The sequence below is a fragment of the Streptomyces sp. M-16 genome, assembly GCF_052114405.1.
In the GTDB taxonomy this organism is placed as follows: Bacteria; Actinomycetota; Actinomycetes; order Streptomycetales; family Streptomycetaceae; genus Streptomyces.
Genome location: NZ_JBFRER010000031.1, coordinates 71,037 through 85,953 on the forward strand (window position 1 = coordinate 71,037; position 14,917 = coordinate 85,953).

General features: G+C 73.3%; 11 protein-coding genes. 6 read left to right on the forward strand and 5 right to left on the reverse strand.

Annotated elements, in window-relative coordinates; genetic code table 11:
* Positions 1–330: 330 nt before the first annotated feature.
* Both AB4039_RS16915 and AB4039_RS16920 read right to left on the reverse strand, forming a co-directional pair.
* Positions 331–618, reverse strand: a complete 288-nt coding sequence (locus AB4039_RS16915; protein ID WP_442271093.1) for a hypothetical protein — start codon at positions 616–618, stop codon at positions 331–333.
* A gap of 606 nt (positions 619–1,224) precedes the next feature.
* The gene (locus AB4039_RS16920) at positions 1,225–2,685 is read right to left on the reverse strand and encodes an oxygenase MpaB family protein (RefSeq protein WP_442271094.1); all 1,461 of its coding nucleotides are present in this window, start codon (positions 2,683–2,685) and stop codon (positions 1,225–1,227) included.
* A 236-nt stretch (positions 2,686–2,921) separates the two neighbouring features.
* Between AB4039_RS16920 and AB4039_RS16925 the strand changes: the two genes are divergently transcribed.
* From AB4039_RS16925 to AB4039_RS16945, 5 genes are all read left to right on the forward strand, one after another.
* On the forward strand, positions 2,922–3,476 hold the full coding sequence (locus AB4039_RS16925; protein ID WP_442271095.1) for a hypothetical protein: 555 nt from the start codon (positions 2,922–2,924) through the stop codon (positions 3,474–3,476).
* Between the two features lie 291 nt (positions 3,477–3,767).
* Positions 3,768–4,595: an RlpA-like double-psi beta-barrel domain-containing protein gene (locus tag AB4039_RS16930; RefSeq protein ID WP_442271096.1), complete on the forward strand. Its 828-nt coding sequence runs from the start codon at positions 3,768–3,770 to the stop codon at positions 4,593–4,595.
* 236 nt (positions 4,596–4,831) lie between these two features.
* Positions 4,832–5,299, forward strand: a complete 468-nt coding sequence (locus AB4039_RS16935; RefSeq protein ID WP_442271097.1) for a hypothetical protein — start codon at positions 4,832–4,834, stop codon at positions 5,297–5,299.
* A 233-nt stretch (positions 5,300–5,532) separates the two neighbouring features.
* Positions 5,533–6,060, forward strand: a complete 528-nt coding sequence (locus AB4039_RS16940) for an RICIN domain-containing protein (protein ID WP_442271098.1) — start codon at positions 5,533–5,535, stop codon at positions 6,058–6,060.
* 200 nt (positions 6,061–6,260) lie between these two features.
* Complete coding sequence (locus AB4039_RS16945) at positions 6,261–6,704, forward strand: protein kilB (protein WP_266846422.1); 444 nt, start codon at positions 6,261–6,263, stop codon at positions 6,702–6,704.
* A 105-nt stretch (positions 6,705–6,809) separates the two neighbouring features.
* On the opposite strand, the gene AB4039_RS16950 is transcribed toward AB4039_RS16945, so the two are convergent.
* From AB4039_RS16950 to AB4039_RS16960, 3 genes are all read right to left on the reverse strand, one after another.
* On the reverse strand, positions 6,810–7,352 hold the full coding sequence (locus AB4039_RS16950; protein ID WP_442271099.1) for a 2'-5' RNA ligase family protein: 543 nt from the start codon (positions 7,350–7,352) through the stop codon (positions 6,810–6,812).
* Between the two features lie 180 nt (positions 7,353–7,532).
* Entirely contained in the window at positions 7,533–7,958 is a 426-nt protein-coding gene (locus AB4039_RS16955; RefSeq protein ID WP_266846424.1) for an SMI1/KNR4 family protein, read from the reverse strand.
* A 318-nt stretch (positions 7,959–8,276) separates the two neighbouring features.
* Positions 8,277–9,773 carry an esterase/lipase family protein gene (locus AB4039_RS16960; protein ID WP_442271100.1) on the reverse strand — a complete coding sequence of 499 codons (1,497 nt, stop codon included), beginning with the start codon at positions 9,771–9,773 and terminating at the stop codon, positions 8,277–8,279.
* A gap of 20 nt (positions 9,774–9,793) precedes the next feature.
* Between AB4039_RS16960 and AB4039_RS16965 the strand changes: the two genes are divergently transcribed.
* Positions 9,794–14,764 carry a hypothetical protein gene (locus AB4039_RS16965; RefSeq protein WP_442271101.1) on the forward strand — a complete coding sequence of 1,657 codons (4,971 nt, stop codon included), beginning with the start codon at positions 9,794–9,796 and terminating at the stop codon, positions 14,762–14,764.
* Positions 14,765–14,917 lie beyond the last annotated feature (153 nt).

The window sequence follows — 14,917 nt, forward strand, 5'->3', positions numbered from 1 at the left end:
CCCCGGAGGAGAGCACCCATGTCGATACTGCGTTCACGGGTACCACCTCCTCGTTCTCTCGCACGGCCTCCGGAAAACTAGCAGGGGTGGCCGTCGTACGCCACCAGGTTTTCGCGCAGGCTCCGGGCCGATGCCAGGGAGTCTGAACACCACGCCGAGCTACGTGGACACCCCTGCTCGTCGGTGCGCCGGACGTCGACGCCGCGGGGCGCTGCGTGGGCTGGCCACGCAGCGCCCCGCGGGGTCGCTACGACCGGGACGCCGGCCTGGGGCCGGACGACGCGGGAGCGGTCGGTCGGCTGCGCACCGACCCGAAAGCAGTCGTGAGGCTCAGTGGTGGACCGCTGTGCAGGTGACCGTGGTCTTGCCGTCTGTCGTCTTGACCGTGTACTTGCTTCCGGTGAGACCGCCGAGGTCGAACCGTCCCGACTTGTCGATGGGGACCGAGCCCGAGGTGGAGCCGGAGTAGGTCACCGTCGTACCGGCGGGGAATCCTACGCCCCACACGTGGTACTTGCCGACTGAGTCCACCTCGACGTTGCACTTTGCGGCCGCGGGGACCGCGGTGGCCGAGGCATGGGCGGCGACGGTGGGGCCCAGCACGAGAGCGGGGGCCACCAAGAGCGTGAGTGCTGCAAGACGACGTGTCCGGTTCATCATTCAACCTGCCTTGGATGCTGACGGTGCGGCCGGTGCGGCCGGTGCGGCGCGATGGCTCCGAAGCCCGCGGCAGCGGCAGCGGCAGCGGTCGAGCCGCCATGCCGCACTGATGGCCGTTTCATCCTATCTGTCGGTTCGTCCTGCGGCATCTCGCGGATGGCCTCGACCGCAGCGGAGGGAGGTCGTGCATGCGCTCCCCCGCATGGCGGGGGCGGGCGGGGCGCGGGAGTACGTGGAGACGATCGCGTCCCCGTCCGCCGGGTACTCGGCAGCGCACCGCCCTCCGCACGCGCGCACGGCCCGGAAGGCGTCGGCTCCCGGCTGGCGGGACCAGCCGTAGGCCGGCCCCTGCGTCGCCGAGGGGCGGTTCGGGGCGCTCCCGACGTCGAAGCAGACCGGGCCCGGCTCGCCGCCAACGACGAACGACGAGGACACCCGCCGCGCCCGCGTGCACGACCCCGAACGCCGGATCCCGGATGGCCGAGGCCGGGCCGCGGAGCGGAATGCCCCGAGGCCGAGCCACTTCGCCGTCCTGGGCCGTCCCGAGCGTTGGGCAGGTAGGAGTCAGGGACGGCCCAGCAGCGCCACACCCGCAGCAGTGTCCGCCCGGGCGGTGAAGAAGTCGACGAACGCGGCGACGAACTCCTCCTCGCCGACCCGGCCGTCACCGTCCCCGTCCAGTTGCCGGAAGGCATCGTTCAGTTCGGCGGGGTGGACCCGCGGGCCCCCGAACAGGACGCGGTACTCGTCCGCGCACAGATATCCGCTGCCGTCGGTGTCGGCGGTCTGGAACAGGGTGCGTACCGCCGGCTTGAGCCCCTGGTCAAGGTAGTCCGGATCCCGGTCGAGGCCCTTGAGCATCGCGGACACGAACTCGGCGCACTCCACCGCGCCGTCGCCGTCCGCGTCCATGCCCTCGCGCAGTTGCTCCCACCAGGACTCGAAGGCGGCGTACAGCCGGTCCTCGCGCTCGACGGGAAGCTCCAGCTGCCAGCACACGTTGTGGACCATCGCCTGGAGGTCGGCGGAGTCCACCCGCCCGTCACCGGTCTGGTCGAGCACCTGCCGGAAGAACGCCTCCAGCCGCGCCGGACGGGAGTCGAAGGTGCGGGGGCGGGGCAGGCGCGTGGCCGCCGGGGGCCGCGCGGAAGCAGGTCGCCGCCGGCCTCCGTCGTCGGCGTTGCCGCGGTAGCGCAGGTGGTCCGGCAGACGGGTCATCACCTGCCGCATACCGCGGTGCAGCGTCCAGGACAGGGCGGCGGCGGTACGGGTACGGGGCATGGCGAACCGCTCGTGCCAGGCGGGTGGCAGGTCGGCGACGGTCAGGGTGGTCAGCACACTCGCGGCGACGGTGCGCAGCAGCGGCCAGGCGGGCCGGAGCCGTCCGAGCCGGCGGGGTGCGGGAGCCTCGCGCAGCATCTCGAAGAGCAGGTAGCGGACCTGGTCACCGAGTTCGAGGACCTCGCGGACGGTCCGGTCGACGTACGCGGGTACGTCGGCGGCGGTTGGCGGGAGGACCTCGGCGGGGATGCCGAGGGCCGTGCAGACCTCTTTGAACTCCGCGTACAGCACGTCGAGCTCGGCTGGTTGGAGCGGGTCACCGGACAGCTCGCGCATGGCCGTCATGGCCTCGTACAGCGTCAGCATCACCCAGGCACGGACCTCGGGGTCCTCGGCGTCGTACGGGCGGCCGGCGTCGTCGGTGCCGCGGATCCGGCGGTGCGCGCGCTCCAGCCGGGCGATCTCGCGCTGCCGGTCCTCGGGCCCGGCGAAGAACAGCCGGCTGCCGCTGTCCATGGTGTGCTCGATCCGCCGCCAGGGGTGGGCTCGGTACGTGGAGAAGCGGGCGGTGCCGGCCGCGACGGCCGGGTGCGCGGTCTGCAGGACGAGCAGCCGCCAGGCCACCAGGCCGATGCGCCATTCGCCGAGGGTCTGGCGCAACAGGCCATCGGGGGTGGGTAAAGAGGTACGCGTCACTCGGTGCTCCTGGAAGACGGGGGCCAACAGCAGCACAACGCCGCACATGCGGGTGAGGTTGCGACGAGCGGACCGGCCCGCGGAGGGCGGCCCGGATCCGGCCCCCGTGCACGTGCCCGCCGACCGTGCCAGAGGCACCTTTCGGTGGGGCTGTCCAGCACGGCTCCGACGCCGTGATCACACCCACCACATCAAGATCATCACTCAGGCCGGCCCCGTGCCGAGACGATCTCTGCGGCTACGCTTCCCAGGGCAGTCGACAGTGAGCACGACCGGGGGAAACCGTGAACGGACCACTGCTGTTCCTCGACGTGGACGGGCCGCTCAACCCTTATGCGGCCGAGCCGGAGAAGTGCCCCGACGGCTACACCACACTCAGAACGCCTCTGGACGGCGAAGTCCTTGAGGAGCACACGAGCCTCTCGTCCCGGCGGCGCCCGCCGCGGGTCTGGCTCAACCCCGGACACGGGCGATTCCTGCTCCGGCTCGGTTTCGAGCTGTGCTGGGCCACCACATGGATGGRCGACGCCAACCGGTGGATCGCACCGGTGCTCGGTCTTCCGGAACTTCCCTTCGTCGACTTCGGCGACGCCCTGCTCCAAGAACGCCCTGATGGAATCCACTGGAAGACCGGTCCGCTGGTGGACCACGCCAACGGCCGTCCCTTCGCCTGGGTGGACGATGAACAGAGCGAGCTGGACCAGACGTACGTGACCGCCCACCATCGCGGGTCCGGGCTTCTGCATCACGTCAACCCGCGGGTCGGCCTACGCGAGAACGACTTCCACACGCTCGCCGACTTCGCCCGGTCGCTGGACACTCCACGAGCCGGCGGCTGAGCACGTCGTCGGCTCTTCAGGCAACCACGCACTCGGCGCCGCGACCGTTTCGCGACAACCCTCAGCCTCCGGCCTTCGAGGGTTCGGGGGTTCGGGGGTTCGATACCTCGGCTACACGGTCAAGCTCCCTGATATGGCCGGAGAACTGCCGCCGCTAGAGGCCGCCACCCCGGGGTAAGGGCCCTGCCCCCCGGCACCCTGGCGCCGGCCGAACGGGTCGTTAGCGGAGCGCTAGCAGATCGTTAGCAAGGTTCGTGATCATGGATCCTCCGCGATCGTCGGCCCATATCGGTGGCCATCGTGGTGGCGTGGTCGCGAGGACCGTCGTACGGCACACCCCCCTGCGACTCCCCCGAATCCGCGCCGCAGAATGCGACATTCAGAGAGAGAACGATGCGAGCAAGAATCGCCAAAACCGCGGTGGCCGCGCTGCTGGCCGCCGGTCCCGCTGCCGTGATCACCGCTGCCACCGCCTCTGCCTCGGAGGACACCGGCACCAGCATCTCGGCGGCGAGCACTTCGGAACAGCAGGGGGAGCCCGCCTCGGCCGGGACCGAGCTGCCGCTGCCGCTTTCCGCTCTCGCTCCGGAACCGGGCAGGACGACGGCACCGCCCACGAAGCCGGAGCCGGGCAAGACCACGGCAGCGCCCACGAAGCCGGAGCCGGGCAAGACGACAGCGGCACCCCCGAAGCCGAAGCCCGGCAAGACCACGGCAGCGCCCACGAAGCCGAAGCCGAAGCCCGGGAAGACCACGGCAGCACCCCCGAAGCCGGGCAAGACGACCCCGGCTCCCCCGAAGCCGAAGCCCGGCAAGAGCTTCGAGGGAACGGCGGACTTCTTCTCCGGCAATGGTGTGGCCGGGGCGTGCGGCCGGCAGATCAGCGACAGCGATTTCGTCGTCGCGCTCGACCCGATCATGTTCGGAACCGGAAACCCGGCCCCTCACTGCGGCAAGAAGGTCACGGTCACGTACAAGGGAAAGTCCATCGTCGCGACGGTCCTTGACGCCAGCCCGACCGCGCAAAAGCACGACCTGGACCTGACGCCCGCCGCGTTCGGGGCACTCGCCCCGCTCGACCAGGGAAGGATCAACGTCACCTGGAGTTTCGCGGAGTAGAGGCGGGCACCCACCGCTGGACGGCGAGAGCGTGGCGGGCCTCGCGCACCGGGTCCGCCTGCCCCCGGCCGGCCGGCTCGGCGGTCGGGTCCGGCTACGGGGGCGAGGAACGCGGCAGAGACCGGGCCGCGGGCCACCCGGGGGCCGTGGCCCGGGTGGGCGTGGTGCGCGTTGCACTGCCTGACCCCCGATCTGGCGCGTGCAACCGCCACCCCTGCGCCCGCGTCGGAGATCTCATGATCGTTCTATTGGTGATCGGCGGCGTTCTCATCCTGGCGGCGGCCATGACCGGCGCGGTGTCCCTCTGCGTGGGCGCCGCGCTTCGCGACCGCTCGCTGCGCCCGCTGCTGAGGGGGRCCGCCTGCTTCCAGCTGTCGCTGACCGCCTTCGCGATCGCGGCCTCGGCCCTCGGATGGGGGCACATGACCGGCTTCAGCGTCCCCGCCCCCTACGCCCAGTGCAACGGAATGGGGCGCGACCGCAATACCCCGCAGCGGTACCTGGTGACGAAGTCGGTGTTCCCCGTCTCCGTCGTCTGCGCCGACGAACCGGACGGTACGGACGGAGACGAGCAGGTTCCGGGCTGGGTCAACCCGACCGTCTTCGTGGCCTCCGGGGTGGGCATCGCGAGCCTGGTGGCGGCCCCCTTCACGACCGGGCGGCGACACCGCCGTCCGGACCGGGGCACGTCCACGGCTGCGTGACGGGCTCCGTCGGGGCTCGTCACCCATGTCATCTTCGGTGCCGTCCGCGCGGGCCGCGCACTCGGATCCGGCGACCCCGTCACGGCTCCGAGCAAACCCTGTCACACCACCCGGCACTCAAGCCCTCCATTTCGTACACCTGTTCCTATATGCTGCGATCGCACCGCCAAAGTCCTTTCTCTGTATGCGACTTACTCCCCAGGGGGGCTTCAGTGAAGCGCTTGATCGCACGCATGACGTGCACGCTCGGACTGCTGCTCGGCAGCCTGGCCGCGACGAYCGCCCCGGCCGGCGCGGCACCCGCCACCGACATGACCACCATCACGAACGTGGCCGGCGGATCGTGTCTGGAGATGCCCGGGTGGACCGGCCAGCCGGGCGCCCAGGCCTCGGTGTGGGGCTGTAACGGCGGCGACAACCAGAACTGGGTCTTCAACAGCGTGGGCGGTGGCTTCTTCCGGATCGTCAACCGTTCCTCCGGCCAGTGCCTGGAGCTGGCGGGGCTGCCGCCGACGACCTCCAACGGAACCGCGGTCACGCAGTGGCCGTGCAACAACGGCCGCAACCAGCTCTGGTGGTTCGACCACTGGCGCAACGTCAACGGCCAGGCCACGGCCGAACTCAAGAGCGCCTATACCGGGTGCCTGGAGATCAACGGCTGGCAGGCGGGCACCTGGGGCACCGGAGCTCAGCTGTGGAGCTGCAACAACGGCGACAACCAGCGCTGGGCCTTCGCGCGCGACTTCATCTACAACCACTGACGGGCCCGCCGGCCTGAACCCGTGGCGCTCCGCCCGGCGGTTCTCCTGAGGGTGCGGTACTCGCCTCGCCGAGAACCACCGGGCGGAGCTGCGTCCCACCCTCGATCAGGCCGGCTCGATCCAGGCCCTGATGGGCCGCCGGCCCCGGGCCACCCGAGAGGACCCCACACCTGATGTCCCTATGGCCTTCGATCGTTGCCGTGCTCGGTACCCTCGCCGGCGCCCTGACCGCCGGGCTCCTCCAGCACCGTGCGGCACGCACCGCACGCGCCGAGGAGCGCGCCGACAGCCACCGCCAGGACCAGCTCGGCGCCGTCACCGATTTCGCGGCCGCCCTGGACGCGCACCGCTCGGCGATGTTCCATCGGGAGCGCCTGGCCCTGGCCGGGGCGGGCGCCGAGCACCAGCTGGAGGCCCAGACGAGGTCCCACGACACCCGGGCGGCCATCACCGCGCCCCACATCCGCCTTCAGGTCCTGGTCCCCGAGCTGGCCGGCCCCGCCCAACAGGCCGCGGACGTCACCTACGCGCTGCGCAAGGCCGGCGACCGGACCGAGCTGGACGCCCAGCGGCATGCGGCCAAGGAAGCGTCAGTCGCCTTCATCGCCGCGGCCGCCACGCTGCTGAGCCCCGGCAACCGCTGACCGAGGGCGACCACCGCCGGCGTCCTGACCGTCCGGCCGCCGCGCCTGTCCCCTACGCCCTACGAGGCGCTCGCAGGCTCCCGTGGAACCGGTGCGGGGCGAGGTCTACGGCCTTGGGAGGCTGCCGTCCGGCGAGCCGCCGAGCGGCACGCTCAACCGCGGTCGCCAGCCTTCCTCCGTCAGCGCCACCAGCTGGACCGCCGCCGCACGGGTGCGCAGCGGCAGCAGGCTGTCGATCGCACCGCGGACACGGGCGGCGGCTGCCGGGTCGTCCGCACCCATGGCGACCGTGACATGGGCGGCGGGCCGCGCCCCGAAGCGGCCCCCGTACGGGCGCAGCCCGGGCCACCGGGCGCGGAACGCATCGACGACCGGCTGGAGTTCCGGAACGGTGACGGCGACGAAGCCGGACGCCGTCACGACCTCGTCCAAGAGCAGATCGGCTGCCGGAAAACTCGACGCCAGGGAACGCACGCCCTCCTCGTCCCGACCTGTCAGCGCCGGTTCCGGCACGAACGGGTAGAGGAGCGAGACGTGCACCGGCACCCCCCGGCGCACCAGCGCCGGGTCGATGCGCCGCGCCGCATCGAGGAGCGGGGCGGCATCGGGCAGAACAATGACGACGGCAGTGGTCCCTGGCTCTGGCACGCCATCATCATCGCAGGTCAGGTACGGGAACCGGCACTGCCCGACGGAGTTCTTCGGATCCGGGTGAAGCGCAGCCGAGGCAGGGGGGTGAACGCGGTGCGATGTCCCGGCGGTGGCCGAAGGCCGGTGTTTCAGTACCGCCGTCCGGGCGCCCCCGGGCGGTGAGGGCGCGCGGCGGCGCTACAGCTTGATGTGCCCTGTCAGCCACCATTCGAGGTACTTGGCCAAGCTCGGGGCCACCCAGGTACGGCTGTCGTCCTCGTGGTTCCAGACGAAGACGTCGGGCCGGTCGATCCTGGGGAGGAGGGCGAACAGGTCTCCGTTCCCCGCGTCCGCGAAGAAGAGCAGCGGATCGAACGGCATGTAGAGCTTGGTGAGCCCGGCGTCCTCGCGCAGGGTCCGGTTCTCGGACGTGATGCGTTCGGCGGACCAGATGAGCCCGTCACCGTACTCGTCCTCGATGCCGTTGCTCTCGCGGAGCAGGGCGGCGAGGTCCGCGGGCAAGGGATGGCCCAGCGTCGTCGCGCAGTGGATGAGCGACGCCTCCGATACCGGTGGCCGGAAGACGGCCGTACCGGGCAGGGCCGCAACGACTTCGGTCCACACCGTTGAACTCGACCTCCATGAGCCTTGGCCCAGATGGAGCCGGCCGGTCCGCGGCCCCGCCGACGCGAGACCGGGCTGCGGCTCGACCAGCGGGACTGATCATCCAGCGAAGAGTACGGCCGCGGCCGAGCCAGCCCCGCACCGGCCCCCGGACCATGCGGGTTCCGCGGCGTCGGCCGGGGCTTTGGCGTCCCGGAGAGTCGGCCGTCGGCTGTGCGCGTCGCGCCCCGCGGCCGGGGACGGCGGCAGGCGTGGTGCCGCGGGGCGCCGACAGGTTTCGGCTCGGCTCCGGTCGGTGATGACCAGGCCCGGTGCGGGTTACGCCTCCGCTTCGGCCAGGGGCTGGTCCGGTTCGGTGGCCAGGACCAGTTGGGTGATGTGGAAGCCGTCCGGGGTGCGGACCTCGATGCGGTACAGGCCCGGGGACGGCGCCGATGCCGTTGCCACCGCTGCGCCGTCCTCCCAGGTCAGGGCGAGGTGCGCCACGGGACGGCTGGGGTCGGCGAGGTCGGTGAGGTGGCAGGTCAGGCCCGGGAGGGAGTCGACGTCGCTGAGGTGGATCTTCCACGGCAGGCCCGCCTCGACGAGGTCGGGCGCGCTCAGGCCGCAGCCGGCCTCGCCCTGGGGCGGTCCGGGGTGGATGTCGTCGCGCAGGATCTCGGTGATGGCGTCGAGGGCGGTCGGTGCCTTGGCGACGTCGCCGTGCTGGAGGGGCAGGTGGGTGACGGCGTCGGTGAGGATGGCCGACTCCTTGTACACGGTGCCGTCGCCGTGGACCCGGAAGTACCGGATGCGGTCGTTCCGGTCTCGGATGAAGGTGCCGTCGGAGTTCTGGCGGGCTCCGTCGTAGTGGGCCTCCAGTTCGCCGCCGGTGATGGTCAGGTTCTGCCAGGTGGGCTGGTTGACGCCGACGACGGAGCGGTGGCCGGGCAGGCCGATGTTCTTCTGGCGGTGGTGGAAGAGGGCCGCGTCGCGCGCCAGCTCCGCGGTGCCGCCGATGGCCGTGACGTCCCCCGGGGTGAGGTGGCGTACGTCGTCCCCCGCGCGCAGGCTGCGGTACTGCGGCAGCAGGTCGTGGAGGCCGGGCATGGTGGCGCAGAGGGCGCGGAGTTTGCGGTGCGGCAGCGGTACGGGGGCGCCGCGGCCGGTGGCGAGGATGACCGCCGCCTTGACCGAGCCCTGGAAGGGCGTGCCGAGGGTGATGACGCCCCGGGTGTCGGTGGTGAGGTCGCCGTCGTGGGCGGGGTCGAGTGCCGCGCGGGTGACGAGGCCGCCCATGGAGTGGGCGACGAAGACGAGCCGGCCCTCGCGCTGGTCGGTGCGGTGGCGGCGGGCCAGGGTGTGGGCGGGGTGCAGGCGCCAGTCGGTCAGGTGGCGGCGCGCGGCGTCGGCCAGGAGGCGTCCGTTGGTGGCGACGGGCAGGCGCCAGTCGTAGGCGAACTCCAGGATCGCGGCGGGGTCGGCGACGCTGGAGCGCACGGTGTCGACCAGATCGGCGTACGGCTCGCTGCCCGCGAGGTACGGGGTCCACGCGGAGTGCTTCAGGAGGCCGGTCGCCTCGATGCGTCCGGTCTTGCCCGCCAGCTCGTCCTCGGTCATGGCCAGGGACTTCAGGCCCGAGGGGGTGGTCCAGGCCTTCAGCAGCCAGGAGATGCCGCCGATGCCCCAGAGGTCCTTGCCGGTGGTCGTGTCGCGCAGGGTGCTGCCCATGATCCCGGGTACGACGACGACCGCGTCCTGGGTGACGTGGTCGGGTAACTCCGCTGCGTCCCGGGGGTGCTGTGCGGTGGTGGTGCGGTGCGGGTGCTCGTCCATGGCAGTGAAGAATAGGGACCGTGAACGGGGAGCGGGGCGAGATCGGCTTAGCCGGTCCGGCGGCGGAGGCGACGACGCCGACGACGACGGCAGGGGTGCGGGCCGTCGCCGGGAAGGTGCCGGCGCCGGCGCTCCGCGCCGCCGCGGAGGCGGAGCCGCGTACGGGCACCCTGTTCGTCCTGCCGATGGAGGACGGGACGGAGGCGCTGCGCCAGGCCTTCGGCGCGCAGCTGGAGGCGGTGGCCCTCTGGTGGGAGCGGCCGCCCCCGGACGGGCCCGGTTTCGTGAAGGTGGCGCCCTCACAGCCGGTGACGAGCCGTCATGACGTGGAGTGCTTCCTGACGAGGTCGGGGATCCGGGAGGCGGATCGGGACGTTCCGGTGGTGCTGTACGTGACGGGGCACGGGGTCGCCTCGTCCGCGGCCAAGCACTTCGCGGTCCTGCGGGACACCGACCCCGGCCGGCTGCTGGCGACCGGGTTGCGGACGACGGAGATCGTGATCGCCGCGCTCGACTCGCACGCGCGGGACGTCCTGGTGGTCGTGAACATGTGCGAGTCCGCCGACCTGGCGGGCGAGCTGCTGGACCTCTCGCGGGACCTGGACACCGCGCGCACCACGTACGGCACGCTGAACGTCCTGGTCACGGCGGCGTCCAAGACACGGGTGATGGGCCGGGAGTTCGCGCTCGTGCTGCGTGCGGCCCACGAGTGGCTGCGGACGGCCGGAGGGATCACCCGCCCGTACCTGACGATGTCGGAGTTCAGCCGGGCCCTGTACCAGGCGGGGCAGGCGATCGGCGCGGAGCTCGGCCGGAGCCTGTCCGTCGACTGCCGCGTGGTCATGGGCAAGCTCCACGTCCCGACCCCGGCCCTGCCGAACCCGGGATACCGGCCGGAGCGGGCAGCGGTGGAGGAGAGCCGACAGGAGCTGGCGGCGAGCCCGGAGGACCTGGACTACTGGGTGGAGAAGGCCAGCGGGCGCACCGGAGCCGACGACCCGGGCTGGTACTTCTCGGGCCGCAGGCGGCTGAACGCCTCGGTGGTCTCCTTCCTGACGGGTCCGCCGGGGATCCTGGTGGTCAGCGGCATCACCGCGAGCGGGAAGTCGGCGATCCTGGGCCGCGCGGTGACCTTGAGCGACGCGAAGTTCCGCAGGTCCGCCCTGTTCGCGGCCGCCGTCGGCCACTGTCCGCCGGAGACCGTTCCGGGCGAGGGCGCGGTGACCGTCGCGGTCACCGCGCGGGGCCGGGAGACACTGGAGCTGTTGCGGGCCATCGCGAAGAAGCTGGGGGTCGGCCCGGATCCCTCGGGCAGGGACCAGCTGAGCCGCTGGCAGTTGGGGCTGCGGGGGTTCCTGGCTTCGCCCGGTCCCATGGTCACGATCGTCGTCGACTCCCTGGACGAGGCGACCGACCCGGCGGCGGCGCTGCACCAGGTCCTGGTGCCGCTGGCCGGCCACCTGTCCGTGCGCGGCGCCGTGCCCGCGGTGCCGGACGGGGGCCGGGCCTGTTCCGGCGACCTGCCGCCGCCCGTGGAGCGCGGGGTCCGGCTGGTCGTGGCCGTCCGCAGCRGCGACCCGGGCGACGGCGGCCCCCTCGCCACCGACGGCGGCACGGGCGGCGGCAGCGAAGGCGGCGCGGGCGGCAGCGAAGGCGGCGCGGGCGGCGGCCCGGACCTCCTGGACCGGATACGGGACGCGTTCCGCGGGGCGGCCGTGCTGCGTACCGACGACGCGGACATGGGCAAGGACGTCGAGGGGTATGTACGGGCCCTCTTGGACGGGGAGGCGGCTTGGGCGGGGCACGACCTGACGGAGGTGTCGCGGACGGTGGCCGCGGCGGTGGGGCGGTCCTTCCTCGACGCCCGCGTGGCGGCGGGGCAGCTGCGCACGGCGGGGCCGCGGCTGCCGGCCGACCCGGGCTGGCTCGCCCGGCTGGGCGAGGGCACCGCCGGGCTGTTGGAGGCCGATCTCGCGAGGTCGGCGGAGGACGGCCTGGCGGCCGACGAGGCGCTGGCGCTGCTGCGGGCCTCGGCGTTCGCGCTGGGGCGCGGGATCGCCTGGGGGGAGGTGTGGCCCGCCGTGGCGTCCGCGGTGCTCGGGAGGACCGTCGAGGACGCCGACGACAAGATCGGGATTCTGCTGGAAGGACGCCTGGCGGGGTATCTCACCCGTGACGTGGAAGAGGATCAGCGGGTGTACCGGCCGGCGCACGAACGGCTGGCCGCCGTGCTGCGCGCCCGGCCCGTGGGCGGGGCGGCGCCTGGTGGGGGGATGGGAATGGCGGATGGTCAGGACGAGCCTGCCGATAAGGCCGATGGGGCCTGCTCTGGTGGGGCCGGTAGGGCTGGTGGGGCTGGCAGGGCCGGTGGGGGCGATGAGGTTACGGGGACGAGTGCGGCGGACAGAAGCCGTGCGGAGCGGGACCCGTTCGGGGGCGGCGCGTACGGGGGCGGCGCGTACGGGGGCGGCGCGTACGGGGCCGCGTACGGGGACGCGTACGGGGACGCCTACACGGACGACGCCGACGTGCACGCACGGATCACCCGGGCGCTCGCCGAGCTGGCCGCGCCGCAAGCCGGCGCCACCGCGGTCACCGCAGCCGCAGCCACGGCCGGCGCGGAAGGCGCCGTCGGCCCCCCGGACACCGCCCCGCATCCCTACGTACGCCGGTACCTCGCGCGCCACGCCCGCCTGGGCGGGGTCCTGGACGACGCGCACGTGCCGGCCGACGTCCTTCCGTGGCTGACCGGCAGCCCCGTCCGCGGTCTGCTGGGCCCCGGCCGGGGGCGGGAGGGCCGGCTGTGGCTGGAGGCGTGGGCCGCGGTGGAGCCCTACCTGCACCGCGCCGACCACCCGTCGCGCCTGGCCAGCCTGCACCTGGCGCACACGGCGCTGCGCTTCCCCGGGACGGCGCGCCCGCGGACGCCCGAGGACGCGGGCACTGCCGCGGGCACGGGCACGGGCGCCGCGGCCCGGGTGCCGGGGCCGCTGGCCGTGCTGTGGTCGCGGTGGACGCCGCCCGTCAACGTCCTGGCCACCCTCGGAACCACGGTGCGGTCCATGACCGCGGTGACGGCCCCCGACGGGCGCGCGGCCCTCGCGGTGGGCGACGACACCGGCGGCATCGAACTGATCGACGCGGTCGAGGGGACGGCGGTCCGCGAACGGATCCGCGGGCACGAGGGCGCCGTACACCACCTGCTCCTCGCACCGCGCCCCGCGCAGTCCCCGCTGCTCGTGTCCGGGAGTACGGACGGAACCGTACGCCTGTGGGACCCGGCGAGCGGCGGGCTCGTCGACCAGGTCCACCGGCCCGGCGGGATCTGGATCGCCGACGTGTGCGCGTACCGCGACGGCGGGCACGAGCTCGCGGTGTTCAGCGTCAACGGGAACGGGGAGGTGGTCTGGTGGAACGAGCGCATGGGGCCGCAGGGCCTGCTGACCCTGCCGGGGGACACGCCGCGTACGAGTGCCACCGCGCTGGCGCCGGTGGAGGATCCGCCCGGCCGGCCGCTGCTGGCGATCGCCGACGGGGCGTCCCTGACGTTCCGGGACACCGGGGCCGCCGTGGAGGTGGCGGCGTTCGGCCTCCATGGGGCGGTACGGGTGCTGGCTGCGACCACGCGGCCCGGGACGGTCGCGGCCGGCCACGCGGACGGGAGCGTCAGCGTCTGGGGCACCGACGGACTGCGCACCACCCTCACCGGCGCCGACGGGCCGGTGAGCTGCCTGGCCGGCCTCGTCCTGGGCGAGCGCCACCTGCTCGCGGCCGGGACGGGCCGGGGCATCGCCGTATGGGACGTCTCCGCGTGGGAAACCGCCGACGTGGCGGCTCCGGCGCTGCTGGACGGGCACGCCTCCGCCGTGACGGCGCTCAGCCCCGTCGCCTCCCCGGAATCCGGAATTCTGGCCTCCGCCTCCAGCGACGGCACGCTGCGGCTGTGGAACCGGGAGGTCCTGGAGTGCGCGCTGGCCGGCGCGCGGACGCCTGCCGAGCCCGTGCCGACGCGCGGGGCACTGCTCCTGCCGGAGCCGGGGGAACCGCGCGGCCGTTCCTGGTTCGCACTCGGCGGCGACGGCGTCCCGTACGTCGACGTCCGGGACATCGGCACGGGGGACGCGGTCGCCCGGATCGACACCGGCCGGCCGCCGTCCGCCCTGGCCTGGGCCCACCGCCGGGAGGGCGGCCGCGTCCTGGTGTCGGCCTCCGGATCGGCCTCCGGGTCGTCCGGAGGCGAGGGCTACGGCATCCGGTTGTGGGACGCGGGCACCCGCCGCTTCCTGCCCGACGTCCTCGAAGGGCACTTCCTGCCCGTCCGCTCCCTCGCCGCCTGCACCACCGCGGACGGCCGCCACCTGCTCCTGAGCGGCGGCGACGACGAAACGGTCCGGCTGTGGGACCTGGACGACCCGCGCCCGCTGCGCACGTGGACCGGGCACGGCCTGCGGATCCGGGCGGTGGCGGCCGCTTCGTGCGAGCGGGGCGGGGACTGGTTCGCCTCCGCGAGCTCCGACGGCACCGTACGGCTGTGGGACGCGGAACTCGGCCCGCTGGGCGGGCCCCTGCGCTGCGACCAGGGCGTCCTGCACGCCGTCGCCCTCGACCCCCGCCCGCTCGGCGGCCTTGCGCCGTACCTGGCCAGCGCCGGGGACACCGGCACGGTACGGCTGTGGGATCTGGCGGGACGCCGCCCCCTGGGCGAACCGCTGACCGGCCACACGTCGGCGGCCGTACACGCCCTGGCCCTGTGGAACGCGGAGGGCCACGGCAGCTTCGCCGCCGCCGGCGCGGTCGACGGAACCATCCGCGTCTGGGACGCCGCCACCGGGCAGTGCCGTCTGCTGCTGGCCACCGGCAGCCCCGTCCGCGGTATCACCGCCCACCCGGCGGCGGCGGGCGGTGGGCGCGTCGTGCTCTCCTTCACCGGGGACGGCGGAGCCGCCGCCGTGGAGATCGACCTCGCCCGGTGCCGGACGTACGGAAGCTGATCGCGCCGTGCGCAGACCCGTGTGCGCCCCCGTGTTCCTTCGTGCGCCCCCGTTGACCCGCGCAACCCGGTCGCTTCGATCGCACCCGAGCATGAAAATGATCGTTCGGCATGTGTCACCGATCAGTACGCCGCACCGAAGGCGACACACACC

What these genes read in the sequence shown, in the direction of transcription:
- AB4039_RS16960 (WP_442271100.1), bottom strand. Translation starts at nt 9,773, where the DNA reads ATGGACGAGCACCCGCACCGCACCACCACCGCACAGCACCCCCGGGAC.
- AB4039_RS16920 (WP_442271094.1), bottom strand. Translation starts at nt 2,685, where the DNA reads ATGTGCGGCGTTGTGCTGCTGTTGGCCCCCGTCTTCCAGGAGCACCGA.